Origin of the sequence: Kitasatospora sp. NPDC005856 (assembly GCF_040629945.1) — a bacterium.
Taxonomy (GTDB): domain Bacteria; phylum Actinomycetota; class Actinomycetes; order Streptomycetales; family Streptomycetaceae; genus Kitasatospora.
Genome location: NZ_JBEXWT010000003.1, coordinates 196360 through 213551 on the forward strand (window position 1 = coordinate 196360; position 17192 = coordinate 213551).

The 17192-nt window shown below is 74.5% G+C and carries 17 protein-coding genes; 10 read left to right on the top strand and 7 right to left on the bottom strand.

Annotated features, from left to right (window positions below):
* Positions 1-180 precede the first annotated feature (180 nt).
* The 3 genes from ABZ449_RS04400 (at position 181) to ABZ449_RS04410 (ending at position 2303) form a co-directional block, all read left to right on the top strand.
* The gene (locus ABZ449_RS04400; protein ID WP_360339958.1) at positions 181-864 is read left to right on the top strand and encodes a response regulator transcription factor; all 684 of its coding nucleotides are present in this window, start codon (positions 181-183) and stop codon (positions 862-864) included.
* A gap of 137 nt (positions 865-1001) precedes the next feature.
* Positions 1002-1301: an SHOCT domain-containing protein gene (locus tag ABZ449_RS04405; protein ID WP_360339961.1), complete on the top strand. Its 300-nt coding sequence runs from the start codon at positions 1002-1004 to the stop codon at positions 1299-1301.
* A 21-nt stretch (positions 1302-1322) separates the two neighbouring features.
* Positions 1323-2303: a nitroreductase family protein gene (locus ABZ449_RS04410; protein ID WP_360339964.1), complete on the top strand. Its 981-nt coding sequence runs from the start codon at positions 1323-1325 to the stop codon at positions 2301-2303.
* Between the two features lie 3 nt (positions 2304-2306).
* Here the strand turns inward: ABZ449_RS04410 and ABZ449_RS04415 are convergent, their stop codons facing one another.
* Positions 2307-4016, bottom strand: coding sequence for a GAF domain-containing protein (locus ABZ449_RS04415; RefSeq protein WP_360339967.1), 1710 nt, complete (start codon positions 4014-4016; stop codon positions 2307-2309).
* Positions 4017-4213: 197 nt separating this feature from the next.
* Here ABZ449_RS04415 and ABZ449_RS04420 point away from each other — a divergent pair, with 197 nt between their 5' ends.
* Together ABZ449_RS04420 and ABZ449_RS04425 are read left to right on the top strand one after the other, a co-directional pair.
* Positions 4214-5257 carry a zinc-dependent alcohol dehydrogenase family protein gene (locus tag ABZ449_RS04420; protein WP_360339970.1) on the top strand — a complete coding sequence of 348 codons (1044 nt, stop codon included), beginning with the start codon at positions 4214-4216 and terminating at the stop codon, positions 5255-5257.
* 26 nt (positions 5258-5283) lie between these two features.
* A complete protein-coding gene (locus tag ABZ449_RS04425; RefSeq protein WP_360339973.1) occupies positions 5284-5937 on the top strand; it encodes a pyridoxamine 5'-phosphate oxidase family protein in 654 nt (217 codons plus the stop codon).
* A 115-nt stretch (positions 5938-6052) separates the two neighbouring features.
* Here the strand turns inward: ABZ449_RS04425 and ABZ449_RS04430 are convergent, their stop codons facing one another.
* The 4 genes from ABZ449_RS04430 to ABZ449_RS04445 all read right to left on the bottom strand — a co-directional run bounded on the left by ABZ449_RS04430 (position 6053) and on the right by ABZ449_RS04445 (position 10256).
* A complete protein-coding gene (locus ABZ449_RS04430; RefSeq protein ID WP_360339976.1) occupies positions 6053-6685 on the bottom strand; it encodes a class I SAM-dependent methyltransferase in 633 nt (210 codons plus the stop codon).
* 146 nt (positions 6686-6831) lie between these two features.
* On the bottom strand, positions 6832-7323 hold the full coding sequence (locus ABZ449_RS04435) for a universal stress protein (RefSeq protein ID WP_360339979.1): 492 nt from the start codon (positions 7321-7323) through the stop codon (positions 6832-6834).
* Between the two features lie 218 nt (positions 7324-7541).
* A complete protein-coding gene (locus ABZ449_RS04440) occupies positions 7542-8939 on the bottom strand; it encodes an FAD-dependent oxidoreductase (protein WP_360339982.1) in 1398 nt (465 codons plus the stop codon).
* Between the two features lie 207 nt (positions 8940-9146).
* Positions 9147-10256 carry a LacI family DNA-binding transcriptional regulator gene (locus ABZ449_RS04445; protein ID WP_360339985.1) on the bottom strand — a complete coding sequence of 370 codons (1110 nt, stop codon included), beginning with the start codon at positions 10254-10256 and terminating at the stop codon, positions 9147-9149.
* A gap of 161 nt (positions 10257-10417) precedes the next feature.
* Between ABZ449_RS04445 and ABZ449_RS04450 the strand changes: the two genes are divergently transcribed.
* From ABZ449_RS04450 to ABZ449_RS04470, 5 genes are read left to right on the top strand one after another with little or no spacing between them, the layout of a single operon-like run.
* Positions 10418-12073: an ABC transporter substrate-binding protein gene (locus ABZ449_RS04450; RefSeq protein ID WP_360339988.1), complete on the top strand. Its 1656-nt coding sequence runs from the start codon at positions 10418-10420 to the stop codon at positions 12071-12073.
* A complete protein-coding gene (locus ABZ449_RS04455; protein ID WP_360340021.1) occupies positions 12073-13026 on the top strand; it encodes an ABC transporter permease in 954 nt (317 codons plus the stop codon). The genes ABZ449_RS04450 and ABZ449_RS04455 overlap by 1 nt, the downstream gene beginning before the upstream one ends.
* Positions 13023-13889 (top strand): ABC transporter permease, encoded by an 867-nt coding sequence (locus ABZ449_RS04460; protein WP_360339991.1) that lies wholly within the window; start codon positions 13023-13025, stop codon positions 13887-13889. The genes ABZ449_RS04455 and ABZ449_RS04460 overlap by 4 nt, the downstream gene beginning before the upstream one ends.
* 1 nt (position 13890) lies before the next feature.
* The gene (locus ABZ449_RS04465; protein WP_360339994.1) at positions 13891-14862 is read left to right on the top strand and encodes an ABC transporter ATP-binding protein; all 972 of its coding nucleotides are present in this window, start codon (positions 13891-13893) and stop codon (positions 14860-14862) included.
* On the top strand, positions 14862-15728 hold the full coding sequence (locus ABZ449_RS04470) for an ATP-binding cassette domain-containing protein (RefSeq protein WP_360339997.1): 867 nt from the start codon (positions 14862-14864) through the stop codon (positions 15726-15728). The genes ABZ449_RS04465 and ABZ449_RS04470 overlap by 1 nt, the downstream gene beginning before the upstream one ends.
* A gap of 74 nt (positions 15729-15802) precedes the next feature.
* Here the strand turns inward: ABZ449_RS04470 and ABZ449_RS04475 are convergent, their stop codons facing one another.
* Positions 15803-16240 carry a universal stress protein gene (locus tag ABZ449_RS04475; RefSeq protein WP_360340000.1) on the bottom strand — a complete coding sequence of 146 codons (438 nt, stop codon included), beginning with the start codon at positions 16238-16240 and terminating at the stop codon, positions 15803-15805.
* A 136-nt stretch (positions 16241-16376) separates the two neighbouring features.
* Positions 16377-16985, bottom strand: coding sequence for an ester cyclase (locus tag ABZ449_RS04480; protein WP_360340003.1), 609 nt, complete (start codon positions 16983-16985; stop codon positions 16377-16379).
* Positions 16986-17192: the final 207 nt, after the last annotated feature.

Consider the following 17192-nt stretch of genomic DNA (forward strand, 5'->3'; position numbering starts at 1 on the left):
GGCCGGCCTGCCGGCACCCGGGCGCCGCGGTGACCACCCGGGTCTGGTCACCGCGGCGCGGCGGACCACCGCGCCGGGTGCACCGTCGCCGTCGGCCGCTCGGGCCTGCGCGCTGCGCGGGCAGGGGCGGGCGCGGAGAATCGGGGGTGGAAAACCCCACCGACCCCCAGGGAGCAGACCATGGGCGACCCCCGGCCAGAGCAGCCCGTACGGGTGTTCCTGCTGGACGACCACGAGGTGGTCCGCCGGGGCGTGCGCGACCTCCTGGAGGCCGAACCCGACATCGAGGTCGTCGGCGAGGCGGGTACCTGTGCCCAGGCACTGGCCCGGGCGCCCGCGCTGCGCCCGGACGTCGCCGTCCTCGACGTGCGGCTCCCGGACGGCGACGGGGTGTCCGTCTGCCGGGACCTGCGCGACCGGATGCCCGGGCTGGCCTGCCTGATGCTGACCTCCTTCGACGACGACGACGCCCTGCTCGACGCGATCATGGCGGGTGCGGCCGGCTACGTCCTCAAGCAGGTCAAGGGTGCCGAACTGGTCGGTGCGGTGCGGACGGTGGCCTCCGGTCAGTCCATGCTGGACCCGGCCACCACACGCAAGCTGATGGAGAGCCTGCGCCACCACGAGGAGAGCGGGCCCGACGCCGCGCTGGCCGGCCTCACCCCGCGCGAGCGGGAGATCCTCGCCCTGGTGGGGGAGGGCAGGACGAACCGCCAGATCGGCCGGGAGCTCTACCTCGCGGAGAAGACCGTGAAGAACCACGTCTCGCGCCTGCTCGCCAAGCTGGGCGTCGAAAGACGCCTCCAGGCCGCCGTCATCGCCGCCCACGCCGAGCCCGAGCAGCACCACCGGCGCCCCCACTGAGTCTCGGCGGGGCCCGGTGCGGGCCGGGCGGGGGCCGGGCGGGCCCGGAGGAGGAGTCGAACGGCCCAAGCGGCGTGCCGCGTCCCGGCCGCACGCTGGAGGTGATCCACCTCCCGTCACGGCCCGAGGAGACGGCGATGATGTACTGGAACGACGGTGGCATGAGCGGTTGGGGCGTCGGCCTGATGACCGTGAGCATGCTGCTCTTCTGGGCGCTGGTGGCCCTCGGGGTGATCGCCCTGGTCCGGTATCTCGGCCGACCGGCCCAGCACGGCCCGACCGCCCCGGTGCCGCCCCCGGCCGCGCCGCCGGCCCGGCCCACCCCGGAGCAACTGCTCGCCGAGCGCCTCGCCCGCGGCGAGATCGACCCCGACGAGTACCGGGCCCGACTGGCCACCCTGCGGGGCGGCACGGGCGACCCGCCCGTCGCCGGCTGACGACGCACCCTGGAGGCGGTCATGCCCACCCTCGCCCTCGACGCCGCCGCGCTGGAGAAGCTCGTCTCCGCGGCGGTCGCGGCGCCCTCGATCCACAACAGCCAGCCCTGGCGCTTCCGGCTCCAGCCGGACACCTCGACCCTGGAGGTCCGGGCCGACCGCAGCCGGGCCGTCCCGGCCGCCGACCCCCGGGGCCAGGCCCTGCACATCTCCGTCGGCGCGGCCGTGCTCAACCTGCGGGTCGCCGCCCGCCACCTCGGCTGGGCACCCGACGTCCGTCTGCTGCCCGACCCGGCCGAGCCCGACCTGCTCGCCGCCGTACGGCTCGACACCGCGGCCCCCGCACCGGCCCCCGGCGCGGAGAGCCTCTACGAGGCGATCTGGCGCCGGCACTCCATCCGCACTCCGTTCACCGACGTACCGGTCCCGACGGCCGTCCTCGACGAGCTGACCGACGCGGCCCGCTCCGAGGACGCCGAACTCCACCTGCCCGACCACACGGAGACCGCCCGGCTGCTGCACCTCACCGCCGAGGCCGAGCGCCGCAACACCACCGACGAGGCCCAGCGCACCGAGAGCCGCAGCTGGATCCGCACCGGCGAGGTGCCGCCCTACGGCATCCCGGCCGGGGCGCTCGGCCCCCAGGACGCGGCCGGCCGGCTGCCGATGCGCGACTTCTCCGCCATCCACGCCACCGAGCACAAGGCACCCGCGCTCTTCGAGCACGAGCCCCGCATCGCCGTCCTCACCACCCGCCGCGACGCCCCCGAGGACTGGCTGCGCGCCGGCCTCGCCCTGGAGCACGTGCTGCTCGCCGCCACCGTCCACGGCGTCCGGGCCTCGCTGCTGCACCAGGCCATGGAGTGGTCCTACCTGCGCTGGGAGGCCCGTGACCCGCACGACCGCCCCGGCCACGTCCAGATCCTGATCCGCCTCGGCTACGGCCCCGAGGGCGCTCCGACGCCCCGCCTCGCTCCCGGCGAGGTGCTGGACCGGGACTGACGGCTACCGCAGCGGCACCCGCCAGAGCAGCTCGGTGCCACCCTCGGGGCGGGTGCGGGCGGTGAAGGTGCCGTCCAGGGCGGCGGCGCGGTCGGCGAGGTTGGCGAGGCCGCCGCACCGGCCGCCCTCGGGGAGGCCGATCCCGTCGTCCGTGACGGTGAGCGTCAGGTCCGAGTCGGCGGTCACGGCCACCGTGACCGCGTCGGCCCCGGCATGGCGGGCGGCATTGGACAGGGCCTCCTCCAGGACGGCGACCGCCGCGTCCGCGACCTCCGCGGACACCGTGACGTCCAGCAGGCCGGCCATCCGCAGGGCCGGGGCGAAGCCGAGCGAGCGGGCGGCCCGGTCGACCACCTCGACGATGCGGGCGCGCAGGCCGACCGCCGCCGGACCGCTCTCGCGCAGGCGCAGGCCGAAGATGGTGGCGCGGATGGTCCTGACGGTCTCGTCCAGGTCGTCGATCGCCCGCAGCACGCGCTCGGTCGCCTCGGGATGCTCGATGAAACGGGTGGCGCCCTGGAGGGTCATGCCGGTGGCGAAGAGCCGCTGGATGGCCAGGTCGTGCAGGTCGCGGGCGATCCGGTCGCGCTCCCGCAGCAGCGCCACCTGCTCGGAGTCCCGGCGGCGCTCGGCCAGCTCCATGGCCACCGCGGCCTGGCCGGCGAAGCCCAGCAGCGGACCGGACTCGTCCTCCTCGAACAGCGGCGAACCCGCGGCCCGGGCCAGCAGCAGCACACCCCGGATGCCGCGTTCCGCGGTGCCGACGGGCACCGCGACCGCCGGGCCCAGCCCCTGCCAGCGGGGCGGCCCCGCCGTGATCCGGGGATCCTTCCGGACGTCGGGGCTCACCACGAGTCCACCCGTGCGCAACGCCGCGCCCATGAACGAGCCCTCGACCGGCAGCACCAGGCCGCGGTGCTCCTGCTCGCCGAGGCCGATGGCGATCCGCACCTCCAGCTCGACGGCCCCGGGAAGCGGGACGGCGACGACGGCGAGGTCCGCTCCGGCGATCCCGCTCGCCCGGGCGAGCAGCAGGTCCAGGACTTCGCCCTCCGCGGCCCCCGACAGCAGACTGCTGGTCACCTCCGCGCCGGCCTCCAGCCAGCGCTGCCGCCGGCGGGCCCGGTCGTACAGCCGGGCGTTGTCGATGGCCACCCCGGCGGCGACGGCGAGGGTGGCGAGCACCGACTCGTCCTCGGCGTCGAAGTCGCCCCCGCCCCGCTTCTCGGTCAGGTAGAGGTTGCCGAACACCTTGTCCCGGATCCGGATCGGCACCCCCAGGAAGCTGCGCATCGGCGGGTGGTGGGCCGGGAAGCCGTAGGAGGCCGGGTGGTCGGAGAGCCGGGTGAGCCGCAGCGGCACCGGGTGGCGGATCAGCTCGCCGAGGATCCCGTGCCCGGAGGGCAGCTCGCCGATCAGCTTCACCTGCTCGTCGGTGACCCCGACCGGGACGAACTGGGACAGCCGCTGGTCCTCGCCGATCACGCCGAGCGCGCCGTACTCGGCGTCCACCAGGGTGACCGCCGCCTCCACGATGTGTTGGAGCGCCTGGGCCAGCTCCAGGTCGCGTCCGACCGCCAGCACGGCCTCCAGCAGGCTGTGCACCCGGTCCCGGGTGCCGCGGGCGGCGTCCAGGCGGGCCTGGAGCTCCTCCAGGAGCTCGTCCAGCCTCAGCTTCGGTACGGGGGCGGGGCCCTCCGACGCGTTGCCCAAGGAATCCTCCAAGGCTCGCCCCCCGATGCCCACTGACCAGCGTAGGCGCGCCCGCGCCGCCCCGGCTGGTGCAAGGGGGTCCATCGGCCCACCGGGAGCACCCCCCGCGGCCCCTGGTGACGGGAGTGGTCGGGGACAACGGTGGAAGTGCGGGCGGAACCGCCCCGGCTCCGCCCTCCGAGAGGAGTGATCGCGGCATGAAGGCGCTCACCTACCACGGACCCGGCCGCCGTACCTGGGGCGAGGTCCCCGACCCGACCCTCCGGGACCCGGAGGACGCCGTCGTCCGGGTGGACGCGGTGACCATCTGCGGCACCGACCTGCACATCCTCAAGGGCGACGTCCCCGAGGTCGAGCAGGGCCGCGTCCTCGGCCACGAGGCCCTCGGCACCGTCACCGGGACCGGCCCGGGCGTGCGCACCCTCGCCCCCGGCGACCGCGTGCTGATCTCCTGCGTCTCCGCCTGCGGCCGCTGTTCCTACTGCCGCGCCGCGGCCTACGGGCAGTGCACCGGCGGTGGCGGCTGGGTCCTCGGACACCTGATCGACGGCTGCCAGGCCGAGTACGTCCGCACCCCCTTCGCGGACACCTCCCTGTACAAGCTCCCCGAGGGCGTGCGGGACGAGGCCGCCCTCCTGCTCGCCGACATCCTGCCCACCTCGTACGAGGTCGGCGTCCGCAACGGCCGCGTCCGCCCGGGCGACACCGTCGCGATCGTCGGCGCCGGGCCGATCGGACTCGCCGCCGTCCTGACCGCGCGGCTCTACAGCCCCGCCAGGATCATCGTCGTCGACCTCACCCGGAGCCGTCTCGACGCCGCCAAGGCCTTCGGCGCCGACACGGTCCTGACCTCCGCCGAGGCCACCCCCGAGGCCGTCCGGCGGCTGAGCCGGGACGGGCTCGGCGTGGACGTCGCGATCGAGGCGGTCGGCGTGCCCGAGACCTTCGAACTCTGCACCCGCCTGGTGCGCCCCGGCGGCCGGGTCGCCAACGTCGGTGTGCACGGCAAACCGGCGGTGCTGCACCTGGAGGACCTCTGGATACGGAACGTCACCATCACCACCGGCCTGGTCGACACCGCCAGCACCCCGATGCTGCTCGACATGCTGGCCGTCGGGCGACTCGACACCGGCGGGCTGGTCACCCACCGTCTCGGCCTCGACGAGATGCAGGAGGCCTACGACGTCTTCGCGGACGCGGCCGGCACCGGCGCCCTCAAAGTCGCGCTGTTCCGGACGTGACCGCCGTGTACGCAGGAGCCGCCATCATGAGCGTCAACCCCGACTGCGACGACGTCGCCCGCCGGATCCTCCGGCGGCGCGACCAGCTCGGCCTGAGCGAAGGGATGCTGGCCCACCGGGCCGCCATGTCACCCGCCTACCTCCGGCAACTCCTGTGTTCGGGGCCGGAGTTCGATCCGCCGGGGTTCGTCCGGATCACCGCCGTGCTCGGGATGGCCTGGCCGGAGCTGCTGTCCGGTCGCCGCCCGGACGCCCCACCGGGGCAGACCGACACCGGTCGGCGGGGGCTGCTCCTGCGACTCACCGAACCGCAGTGCTGGGAACTGCTCGGCACCCGCGGTATCGGACGGGTCGGCCTGCCCGGTTCCTCGGCGCCCGTCGTGCTCCCGGTCAACTACGTGGTGGATGCCAGGACGATCGCCTACCGGACGGCCCCCCGGGGCGCCGCCGCCCCGGCGGACGGCTCGCCCGTCTCGTTCGAGGTGGACCGGATCGACGAGCACCGGAGCGTGGGCTGGAGCGTCCTGATCCTCGGCCAGGTCCACCTGGTCGACACCCGGGACGAGGAACAGCACCTCGCGGCACTCCCGGGCTCCACCCCCTGGGCGCGCGGATCCCGCCCGCTCTGGGTGCGCATCCGTCCGGTGGCCGTCACCGGGCGTCGCATCGATGAGGGGTGACGGCCACCGGAGGGCGGGTGCCAGGGCGAGCCGTCCTCCGGGGCGGTGGGTGGGCGCGGCCGGTCCGCATCCGGCTCGGACGGCGATCCGCGGACCGGACCTCCGCGGACCGGACCTAGGCGCGGCTGAGGACCCAGACGCCGTAGGAGTCGTTCGCGGGGTGCAACTGGTAGCTGCCCGCGTGCAGGTCGACGCGGAGCCCCACGGCGGCCAGGTCCGCTTCGAACTCCGCCGGCGGGTAGGCCCGGGCGTGCGGCGGCGCGTCCCGCAGGTGGAAGCCGACCAGGATCCGGCCGTTCTCGCCGAGCACGTCGCGCATCGCCCCCAGCGCCCCGCGCTCCGTGCCGTCGGCCAGGTAGAGGACGACGTTGCCCACGCAGACGACCAGGTCGAACGGGCCGTCGTCGGGGCCCAGGTCGAGGATGTCGCGTTCCTCGATCGGCAGCCCGGGGTAGGTCTGCCGGGCCTGCCGGACCAGGGCCCCGTCGGGCTCGATCGCCACCACGTCGTGCCCTCGCCGCAGGAGCGCCGCGGCCACCCGGCCCATGCCCGCACCGGCGTCGAGCACACGGGCTCCGCGCGGCAGGAGCGTGTCGGCGAGCCGGGCCTCACCGTCGACGTCCTCGCCGGCGGAGATGAGTTCGGCGAACCGCTTTCCGTAGTTCCCGCTCTGCCCGGCCTCCTGCCAGCGGGTCCGCCGCGTCGTCATCGGTACGAGTTCTCTCTGCGGCAGCGTGATCCTGTCCATGTCCCGCATCCTAAGGCGATGCCGCCGGCGACGGTCACGGCCGCCGGAGCGCTGCCGGAAGGCTGCCCGCGGAACCCCTGCCGAACGGTTCCGCCGTGTACGATCCGTCCTGCTTCTGGGGCTCCGGCGGTCCGCGGGCGCACGGGTCAGCCGCTCGTGCCCTTGGGGGCGGGCGGCACCACGACCACGGGGAGGTGGGCGTGGTGGACGACCTCGGTGCTGGTCGAGCCGAGCGAGAGCCGGCCCCAGAGGCCGGCGCCGCGGGAGCCCACCACCAGCAGGCTGGCGTCCTGGCTCTCCTCCAGCAGGACCTGGGCGGGGCGGCCGTGCTCGCAGCGCACCTCGACTTCGACGTACGGCTCGCCGACCTGTTGCCGGAGTTCCTCGATCGAGTCCGTCACCTCGCGGGCGACGGCGTCGCTCAGGTGTGGCGACGGTCCGCCGCCCGCGCCCCAGCCCGTCATGGCCCGGTCCGGCGACTCGGCGTGGCGGCCGCCGTAGGCACAGACGGCCCGCACGCCGACCCCGCGCAGCTGTGCCTCGCGAAGAGCGAAGGCCACAGCCCTGCGGGCGGGCTCCGAACCGTCCGTGCCGACGACGATCGGACCGGTGGGACCTGATGCGGGAGTGGTGTCCACGGGAACCTCCAGGACGGGCGACCCGACTGCGGCCCGCCGGGCTCGGCGGGCCAGGGAGAGCGGTACGGGTCGGCGCCCTGACTTTCATGATCCTCCGGGAGCGGCCCGGCGGCACGTCCGTCCTCGCGCGACCTGCCCGGGAACGGGAGTTGCCGGACAGGAAGGAGGGGCCGGGCAACGGAGGGACGAGGTGGCGTCCGCCCCTCCGCTCCCGGCCGTCAGCTGTCGAAACCCAGGCCGAAGCGGTCCAGGGTGCGCAGCCAGAGGTTGCGGTGGCCGGCGTTGGCGTCGGCGCGGGTGAGGGCCCACTGGGTGATGCCGATGCCGATCGAGCGGGCCGGCTCGGGCGGGAAGGGCAGGGGCTTGCGGCGGACCAGGTCCAGGGCGGTGCGCTCGGTGCGGGCACCGTTCAGGAGGTCGAGCATCACCTCGGCGCCGAAGCGGGTCGCGCCGACGCCCAGGCCGGTGTAGCCGGCGGCGTAGGCGACCCGGCCGTCGTGGGAGAGGTCGAAGAAGGCGCTGAACCGGGTGCAGGTGTCGATGGCGCCGCCCCAGGCGTGGCTGAACCGCAGGCCCTCCAGCTGGGGGAAGGTCCGGAAGAAGTGTCGGGCGAGGGTGGCGAAGGTCTCCGGCCGCTGGTCGCGCTCGGCCCGTACCCGGCTGCGGTACTGGTGGACCACGTCGTACCCGCCGAACAGGATGCGGTTGTCGGCGGAGAGCCGTACGTAGTGGAAGTGGTTGGCGCTGTCGGAGAAGCCCTGGCGGCCCCGCCAGCCGACCGAGGCGAGCTGCGCCGCGCTCAGCGGCTCGGTCATCAGCGCGTAGTCGTAGACCGGCACGGTGTACGGGCGGTGGCGGCGCAGGAGCGACGGGAAGGCGTTGGTGGCGAGCGCGACGCGGTGGGCGCCGACGCGGCCGTACGGGGTGCGGATGGTGATCCCGCTCGGGGAGGAGGCCAGGTCGGTCGCGCGGGTGTGCTCGAAGATCCGCACGCCCTGGTCGAGGCAGGCCCGCTTGAGGCCCCAGGCGAGCCGGGCGGGGTTGAGCATGGCGACGCCCTCGCGGTCCCAGAGGGCGCCGAGGAAGGTGGGGGAGTCGATCTCGGCGCGGACGGCCTCTCGGTCGAGGACGTCGAGCCGGCTGTCGTACTGGGCGGCGAGTTCGGCGAACTCGCGCAGCTCGTCGACCTGGTGGGGCTCGGTGGCGACGACGAGGGAGCCGGTGCGCTCCCAGTCGCAGTCGATGCCGTGGCGCTCGACGGTGTCCTGCATCGCCTGGAGGTTGGCGGCACCGAGCCGTTCCAGGGTGCCGAGCTGGTGGGGCCAGCGCTGGTGGCCGTTGGCCAGGCCGTGCGTGAGGCTGGCCTCGCAGAAGCCGCCGTTGCGGCCGGAGGCGGCCCAGCCGACCTCCTGGGCCTCGATGAGGACGACGTCGAGCGAGGGGTCGCGTTCCTTGGCGATGAGCGCCGTCCACAGCCCGCTGTAGCCGCCGCCGACCACGAGCAGGTCGCAGCGGACGTCGCCGACCAGGGCGGAGGCGGGTGCGGGCCGGGCTGGGTCGTCGAGCCAGAACGGTACGGGCTGGGCGTCCTGGAGGGCGCGGACGGGGTCGGCCATGGCGGTGGCTCCTTCGGTGCATGGCGTCGGTGCGGGGAGGGGCGGGCCTCCGTATGCCGCCATCAGACCGTTGCGCCGGGATCAACGTCAATGGTGTTGACATAAGCCTCGGAGGCCGGGGTGCGCCGGCCGAGGCCCGCGCGGCCCTGCTCCCGCCGCCGTGCTGAGCGGCTCTGCTCCCGCCGCTGTACGAGGCGGCCCGGGCGATCAGCGCCGACCTCGCCCCGACGGACCGTCGGCCCGGGGTGCGGCCCGCCCGAGGGCGGCACCGCGGCTGCTCGAAGCCCGGACCTCCAGGCGGGTCGGGACGAGCGCGCCGGTCGGCTCCCGGCTGCCGGTCTCCAGGGCCGCCATCAGCAGCTCGATGCCCTTCTCCGCGACGAGGGCGGGCTGGAGGCTGAGCGTGGTGACGGGCGGATGGGTGTGCGCGGCGGCGCCGTCCTCGCTCGCGCAGACCAGCAGCAGGTCGTCGGGGACGCCGAATCCGGCCCGTCGGATCGCGTCGAGGACGAGCGGAGGGCTGGCCTCGGCGAGGACGAAGAGGGCGTCGGGGCCGCTCCCGTGGCCGCTCCCGGCGGTGGTCAGCAGTCCTTCGACGGCGGCGACCACCGGCCCGTCGCCGGGTCCGTCGGTGCGGACCAGCCGGGGTGTCGAGCCGTGCTCGCCGCACCACCGCCGGTAGGTCTCGGCGACGGCGAGGTGGAAGCGGATGTCGGTGCCGGGCAGGACGACGGCGGGCCGCCGCGCGCCCTGGTCCCGCAGGTGGTCGAGTACTTCACGGACCGCGCGGTCGGCGTCCACGTCCACCCAGTGGGTGCCGGGGCGACCCTCGACGGAGCGGTCGGTGAACAGCGGAACGCGGGCGGCGATGAAGTCCTCGACGAGCGGATCGTCGTCGAGCGGGTCGGCGACGATGGCGGCGTCCAGCGGCAGGTCGGCCCATTCCTCCGGTCCGCAGCGGGCGGGCAACAGGACCAGGGCGTAGCCGCGTTGGAGGGCCGCGGTGGCGGTGGCGCTGGTGAGCCGGGCGAAGTAGGGGGAGTCCATGTACGAGCCGCGGTCGCGCGCGTACTCGCCGACGGCGTAGCCGATCAGCCGGGCGTGCCCGGCCCGTAGCAGCCGGGCGGTGGCGTTGGGCCGGTAGCCGAGGCGGCGGGCGGCCTCGCGGGCGCGTTCGCGCACGGTGTCGGACATCCGGCCGGTGCCGTTGAGTGCGGCGGAGACGGTGGTCTTGGACAGGCCGGCCTCGCGGGCCACGTCGACCAGGCGGATCCGGGGCGTGGCGGCCGCGTCGCCGCCGTACGGGGTGTCGCTCATGCGCCGAATGCTGCCAGCCCGACAGGGAGTTCGTCAGTAGTCGGGGCAGCGGAACGACCTCTGGAAAATCGTTCCCGCAAAGGCTTGTGCGGGAACGTTCCCGCATCAATACTCCACTGCAACTCCCAGCCCCCACGACTCAGAAAGGGGTGGGCTTCGCCGTGCGCCTCCTCCCGCGCCGCCCCGCAACCACCACCCTGCTCGCCATCGGAGCGCTGCTGGTCGCCACGACCGCGACCTCCTGCTCCGGCGCCACCACCAAGCGCACCGACGGCACCGACGGCACCTCCGGCTACCAGGTCACCGCGCTCACCCCGGCGGCCAAGGGCACCATCCCGTCCTTCAGTTGGTCGCTCTACGCGGAGCCGCAGTCGCTCGACTACGCGCTCGCCTACGACTACCCGCCGAACACCGTGCTCGCCAACGTCTGCGAGCAACTCTTCCGCGTCACACCGGACATGAGGATCGAGCCCGGTCTGGCCCTGAAGTCCGCCAACCCGGACCCGCTGACCTGGGTGTACACCCTGCGCGAGGGCGTGAGGTTCCACGACGGCGGGACGATGACCGCCGAGGACGTGGTCGCCTCGCTGAACCGGCAGATGGACCCGGCCACCGGTTCCTCCTGGGCCAGCGCCTTCAAGAACGTCGCCTCGATCAGCGCGTCCGGCCCGCTGGAAGTCACCATCAGGCTCACCAAGTCCGACGTCCTGCTCGACGAACTGCTCGCCGCCTCGCCCGGCACCATCGAGAGCGCCGCCTACCTCGCCCGGGCCGGAAAGGACTACGGCAGCCCCAAGGGCGGCGTCGACTGCACCGGCCCGTACGCGATCGACAACTGGTCCCAGGGCGAGAGCATCACGCTGAAGAGGAACCCGGCCTACTGGGACAAGTCCCTCACCCCGAAGGCCGACAGCGTGAAGTTCGTGTTCATCCCGGACTCCGCGGCCCGCGCCAACGGCTGGCTCTCCAGCGCCGTGGACGGCGGCTACATGGTGCCGTCCAGCTCCCTGACACAGCTGCGGGGATCCTCCCAGGGCAAGGTCTGGTTCGGCCCCAACACCGCCGCCGCCGACCTCGCCGTGCTCAGCCTCCAGGGCGCTCTCGGCGACCTGAAGGTCCGTCAGGCGCTCTCCATGGCACTGGACCGCGACGGCATCGTCAAGTCCGCCGCCGGCGGCATCGGCGTTCCCGCCAAGGCCCCCGCGGCACAGGGCGCCTGGGCCCTCGTACCGGAGCGCACGGCCGGCTACTACGCCGACCTGCCGGCCCCCGTCCACGACGTGGACGCCGCCCGCAGGCTCGTCCAGGAGGCGGGCGCGAGCGGCCGCAAGGTGGTGATGGCGACCAGCTCGCTCGCCCCCGAGATCAGCGTCGTCGGCAACGCCGTCCAGGCCGCCGGCCGGCAGATCGGACTGGACGTGGAGCTCCGGCCGGTCTCCCCGGACGCCTACTCGGCACTGTTCACCGACCCCGCCGCCCGGGCCGGCATCGACCTGGTGGTCACCAACGGCTACGACAACACCCCGGACCCGCTGGAGTTCTACCAGTCCCTGCACACCGGCGACTTCGGCAACTACGCCAACTGGTCGAACCCCGAGTTCGACGCCCTCTACGACCAGGCCGTCGCCGCCGCCGACCCGGCCGCCCGCGCCGACCTCACCGCCAGGCTGCAGCAGATCGCCGTCCGCGAACTGCCCTCCATCCCGCTCTACGAGGCCCCCTTCTCCGTCTTCCTCGGCAGCAGGGTCACCGGTGCCCCCGCCGGCATCGCCCAGCTCTACTACCCGTGGGCCGCGACGATCGGCTCCGCCCGCTGATGGCCCGGTACCTGCTCGGCCGGCTCCTCGGGCTGGCGGCGGTGCTGCTGGTGACCTCCTTCCTGGTCTTCAGCGCCGTGCACCTCGCCCCCGGGGACCCGGTCTCCTTCCTCCTCAAGGGCCACCCGGCCACACCCGAGGCCAGAGCCGCGATCACCGCCCAGTACCACCTGGACCAGCCGTTCCTCGTGCAGTACCTGAAGTGGCTCGGCAACGTGCTGAACGGCGACTTCGGCCGTTCGGTGCAGTTCCGCCAGGACGTCGGCCCGCTGATCGGCTCCCGGCTGCCCGGCACCGCGCTGCTGATCGGGTACGCGGCGGTGCTGGTCTGCGTCGGCGGTGTGCTGACCGGCGTCCTCGCGGCGCTTCGCCCCGGCCTCGTCGACCGGGTGGTGCTGATCGGCACCGGCGTGGCCACCGCGACCCCGCCGTTCGTCACCGCCATCGGCCTGGTCTCGCTGTTCGCGGTCCAGCTCGGCTGGTTCCCCGGCCCCGGCTCCACCGGCACCGGGCTCGGCGGCCGGCTCCACCAGCTCACGCTGCCCGCCGTCGCCCTCGCCGTCACCCTCGCCGGGCTGCTCGCCCGGGTGACCCGCTCGGCCATGCTGGACGAACTCGCCCGCGAGCACGTGGAGGTGGCCCGCTCGCGCGGCGTCCCCGAGCGCGTGGTGATCCGCCGGCACGTGCTGCGGGGCGCCCTCGGCCCGATCGTCACCGTCGGCGGGACGACGCTGGCCGGGCTCCTGGTCAGCACCTCGATCGTGGAGACGGCGTTCAACGTCACCGGCGTCGGCCAACTGCTGGTGCAGTCCGTGACGGCCAAGGACTTCCCGGTCGTCCAGGCCGTCACCCTGCTGACCGTCCTCGGCTTCGTCCTGGTCAACCTCGCCGTCGACCTGCTCGCCCCGTTGATCGACCCGCGGGTCTCCCTGACCCGGGCAGGTGCCGCGTGACCTCCCTCCTCACCCGGCCGGTGCGCCGCCCACTGCTGCGCCGGCTCCGACTGCTCGGCAACGGGCCGCTGTTCACCGCCGCCGTTCTGCTGCTCGGCGCGCTCGTCCTGGTCGCCGTGCTGGCGCCGCTGATCGCCCCCTACGACCCGGAGGCGCTCGACCTCCGCTCCTCCCTGGTCGGCACCGGAGCCGACCACCTGCTCGGCACCGACCAGTCGGGGCGGGACGTGCTCTCCCGGCTGCTGTACGGCGCGCGCACCGGACTGCTCGGCCCGCTGCTGGTGGTCGGCCTCTCCACGGTGCTCGGCCTCCTGGTGGGCACGCTGGCCGGCTGGCGCGGCGGCTGGGTGGACGCGCTGCTGTCCCGGGCGTTCGACCTGGTCTTCTCCGTCCCCGGGCTGCTGGTGGCGATCATGTTCGTGGCCGTCAGCGGGCCGGGCCTGACCGCCCCCGTGGTCGCCATGGCCGTCGCCTACACCCCGTACGTGGGCCGCCTGGTGCGCGGACTCGCCCGGCAGGAGAAGGCCCGGCCGTACCTGGAGTCCTACCGGGTCCAGGGCTGGTCGGACTGGACGATCTGCACCCGGCACCTGCTGCCCAACATCGCGCCGACCGTGCTCGCGCAGTCGGCGATCAACTTCGGTTACGCCCTGATGGACCTCGCGGCGCTCTCCTTCCTCGGCTTCGGCGTGCAGCCGCCCGCCGCCGACTGGGGCGCGATGATCAACGACGGTGAGTCGGCGCTCCAGCAGGGCGCCATGCTGCCGGCGCTCGCACCCTCGGTGTGCATCGTGCTGGCCGTGGTGGCCTTCGGCATCGTCGGCGAGGGCATCGCCGACCGGCTCGCACGACGGGAGCGCTGACATGGCCCCACCCCTGTTGGAGATCGACCGGCTGACGGTGCGCCTGCCCGCCGGCCGGGCCGCCCGGCCGATCCTGGACGGCGTCTCGCTGAGCGTGGCACCGGGGGAGACGGTCGGCCTGGTCGGCGAGTCCGGTTCCGGCAAGTCCGTCGCCTGCCGCAGCATCCTCGGCCTGCTGCCGCAGGGCGCCCGCACCGAGGGCGAGGTCCGGGTCCGCGGCGCCGACGTGCTCACCCGCGACCGCGCGGCACTGCGCCGACTCCGCTCCCGCCAGGTGGCCATGGTGTTCCAGGACCCGCGCGCCGCCGTCAACCCGCTGCACCGGATCGGCGACTTCCTCACCGAGGGCCTGCGCGCCGCGGGCACCCCCGCCGAGCGGGCCACCGCCCGGGCGACCGAACTCCTGGAGGCCGTCGGCATCCAGGACCCGCGCGCCGCCCTGCGCCGCCACCCGCACGAGTTCTCCGGTGGCATGCTCCAACGCGTGGTCATCGCCGCCGCGCTCGCCGGCGAGCCCGAGCTGCTGATCGCCGACGAACCCACCACCGCCCTGGACGTCACCACCCAGGCCGAGGTGATCGCCGTCCTCACCCGCCTCCAGGCCGAGCGGGGCACCGGACTGCTGTTCGTCACCCACGACCTGGAACTCGCGGCCGCCGTCTGCGACCGGATCCACGTCATGTACGCCGGGCGGATCGTCGAGACCCGGGCCACCGACGACCTGTTCGCGCACCCGCGCCACCCCTACACCGCCGGACTGCTCGCCTGCACCCCGCGGATCGATCCGCACGCACCACCCCCGAGGCCCGTCCCCGGCCGGCCGCTCTCGCTCGCCGAGGCGCCGCCCGGCTGCGCCTTCGCCCCGCGCTGCGCCTTCGCCGAGCCCCGCTGCTCGGCCGAGCCGCCCGAGCTGCGCCCGCACGGCGACGGCCTCGCCGCCTGCCTGCGCGCCGACGAAGGGATCCTGCCCTGATGGACTCGACAAGACTGGAACCAGCAGGACCGGAATCAACGGGGCTGGAATCAACGGGACTGGTGGTCAAGGGACTTCGCAAGAGCTACGGCGGCCGCACGGTGGTGGACGGGGTCTCCTTCGCCCTCCCGCGCGGCGGCTCGCTCGGCATCGTCGGGGAGTCCGGCTGCGGCAAGACCACCACCGCCCGCATGCTCGTCGGGCTGGAGAGGCCCGACGGGGGCACCGTCCACCTGGACGGCGCGGACCGCTCGGCGCGTCCCAGGGCCCGCGCCGAGCGGTTGGCCCGGGCGCGTGGCATCCAACTGGTCTTCCAGGACCCGTACCTGTCGCTCGACCCGAGGATCCCGGTCGGAGCGTGCGTCGAGGAGGTGCTGCGGCTGCACTTCGCGCTCGACCCGGCCGCCCGACGGCACCGGGTCGCCGACCTCCTCGACCAGGTCGGCCTCGGCGAACGCGAGGCCGCCGCACTGCCCCGGGCGCTCTCCGGCGGGCAACGCCAACGCGTCGCCATCGCCCGGGCGTTGGCCGCCGAACCGAAGGTGCTGATCCTGGACGAGGCGGTGGCCGCGCTCGACGTGTCGATCCAGGCACAGATCCTCGACCTGCTCGGCGCGATCCGCCGCGAGTCGGGCGTCGCCTTCCTCTTCGTCAGCCACGACCTCGCGGTGGTGCGGCACCTGACCGACGAGGTGGCCGTCCTGCGGGGCGGCCGCGTGGTCGAGACGGGGCCGACCGTCCGGGTGCTCGGCGAGCCGCAGCACCCGTACACCCGGCTGCTGCTGGACTCCGTCCCCCGACGGGGATGGGATCCGGGCCGGATCGCCGAGGGCCGCCGGGCCCTGGCCCGGGCCGAGTCGCCGTGATCCGGCCCGCGGCGCACGGACCGCCGGGCCCCTTCAGTGGGGGAGGGGCCCGGCCACCCGTGTGTCCGTCGGCGTCACCGGGCCCGGACGATCACCACCGGGCAGTCGGCGTGCTGCGCGCAGTGGATGCTCACCGAGCCGAGCAGGGTGCGGGTGAAGCCGCCGTGGCCGTGGCTGCCGACCACCAGCAGTTCGGCGCCCCGGGCAGCGTCCAGGAGGGCCTCGGCGGGGTCGCCCATGACCATCGTCTGGCGGACCTCCGCCCGGCAGTTTTCGCCGAGCACCGTGTGCAGTTCGTCGGCGAAACGCCGCTCGGCCAGCTCCCGGTCGAAGGTGGTGTCGACCACGGGAGCCGACCAGCCGAAGTGGCTCGGCGGCTCCCAGGCGCCGATCGCGTCCACCACCCCGCCGATCAGCGTGGCGTGCCGGGCGGCCCAGCGCAGGGCGGCGTACGACGACGGCGAGCCGTCGACGCCGACCACGACGCGGGGCGCGGAGTCGTTCGCGTTCATCTGCACCGTCCTGACCGTCCGCGGATCGTCGCCCCCTGACCACGGTGCTGGGCACCGGACGCCGCCGCCACCACGGCCCGGCACCCGGGTGACGCCCGGGTGCCGGGCCGTGGTGGCGGTGGCCGGTCCGACGGCGTCAGGAGTGGACGCCCAGCTGGGCCAGCAGCGTCGCGTTGTCCTCGATGTGCCAGTCCTCGGTGATCCGGTCGGTCCCGACGTGCTGGATGTCGATGGCGTTGAACTCGACGCGCTGGCCCTGGCCCCGCACGCCGTCGAAGGTGCCGGTGAAGTGGCCGCGGAAGACCAGCCGGGCGGTGATCTTGTCGCCGCTGATCAGCACGTCGGACAGCTCGCAGGTGAGGTCCGGCACCGCGGCGCGGAAGTTCTTCGAGGCGAAGAGCGGCCCGGAGGGGCCCTGCGGACGGCCCGGCGGCAGCGTGTTGTCCCGGAACTGCGGGCTGACCGCCGCGTCCAGGTACCGCTGCTGGCCCGTGTTCCAGAAGGTGTACAACTGCTGCGCCAGGCGGACCTCCTGGGCGGCGCGCCGGGCGCCGATCGAACGGTCCACGGTGAGCGCCTTCGGCTGGACGAGATCGGGCGAACGGTCGACCAGCCGCTGCGGCCAGTCGTGGGCGGACTGGTGGCTGGCGCTCTCGTGGACGGGGGCGGCCGCGGCGGTGCCGCCCGCCAGGCCGGCCGCGGCGACGAGGACGGCGGCGGTACGGATCAGGGTGTGCGAACGCATGGGAACTGCTCCTCGGTTCGGGTGGGTCGTGCCCGTGGGTGTGCCCGTGGGTGTGCCCGTGGGTGTGGGTGTGGGTGTCGGTGCGGGGGTGCGGGCGTGCGGGGCCGGCCGATCGGTCGTTTCCACCGGTCGGCCGACCGGGGCAGGGGGCGCCGACCCCGGAAAGGCCGGAAGGACCCGCCCGGCCGGAGGAGGAGCGCGCCCCCC

Bases quoted from the DNA above. Each gene is read 5' to 3' on its own strand.
- ABZ449_RS04440 (WP_360339982.1), bottom strand. From the start codon at position 8,939: ATGGCCGACCCCGTCCGCGCCCTCCAGGACGCCCAGCCCGTACCGTTC.
- ABZ449_RS04400 (WP_360339958.1), top strand. From the start codon at position 181: ATGGGCGACCCCCGGCCAGAGCAGCCCGTACGGGTGTTCCTGCTGGAC.
- ABZ449_RS04465 (WP_360339994.1), top strand. From the start codon at position 13,891: ATGGCCCCACCCCTGTTGGAGATCGACCGGCTGACGGTGCGCCTGCCC.
- ABZ449_RS04410 (WP_360339964.1), top strand. From the start codon at position 1,323: ATGCCCACCCTCGCCCTCGACGCCGCCGCGCTGGAGAAGCTCGTCTCC.
- ABZ449_RS04425 (WP_360339973.1), top strand. From the start codon at position 5,284: ATGAGCGTCAACCCCGACTGCGACGACGTCGCCCGCCGGATCCTCCGG.
- ABZ449_RS04475 (WP_360340000.1), bottom strand. From the start codon at position 16,240: ATGAACGCGAACGACTCCGCGCCCCGCGTCGTGGTCGGCGTCGACGGC.
- ABZ449_RS04430 (WP_360339976.1), bottom strand. From the start codon at position 6,685: ATGGACAGGATCACGCTGCCGCAGAGAGAACTCGTACCGATGACGACG.
- ABZ449_RS04480 (WP_360340003.1), bottom strand. From the start codon at position 16,985: ATGCGTTCGCACACCCTGATCCGTACCGCCGCCGTCCTCGTCGCCGCG.
- ABZ449_RS04470 (WP_360339997.1), top strand. From the start codon at position 14,862: ATGGACTCGACAAGACTGGAACCAGCAGGACCGGAATCAACGGGGCTG.
- ABZ449_RS04445 (WP_360339985.1), bottom strand. From the start codon at position 10,256: ATGAGCGACACCCCGTACGGCGGCGACGCGGCCGCCACGCCCCGGATC.
- ABZ449_RS04455 (WP_360340021.1), top strand. From the start codon at position 12,073: ATGGCCCGGTACCTGCTCGGCCGGCTCCTCGGGCTGGCGGCGGTGCTG.
- ABZ449_RS04405 (WP_360339961.1), top strand. From the start codon at position 1,002: ATGATGTACTGGAACGACGGTGGCATGAGCGGTTGGGGCGTCGGCCTG.
- ABZ449_RS04420 (WP_360339970.1), top strand. From the start codon at position 4,214: ATGAAGGCGCTCACCTACCACGGACCCGGCCGCCGTACCTGGGGCGAG.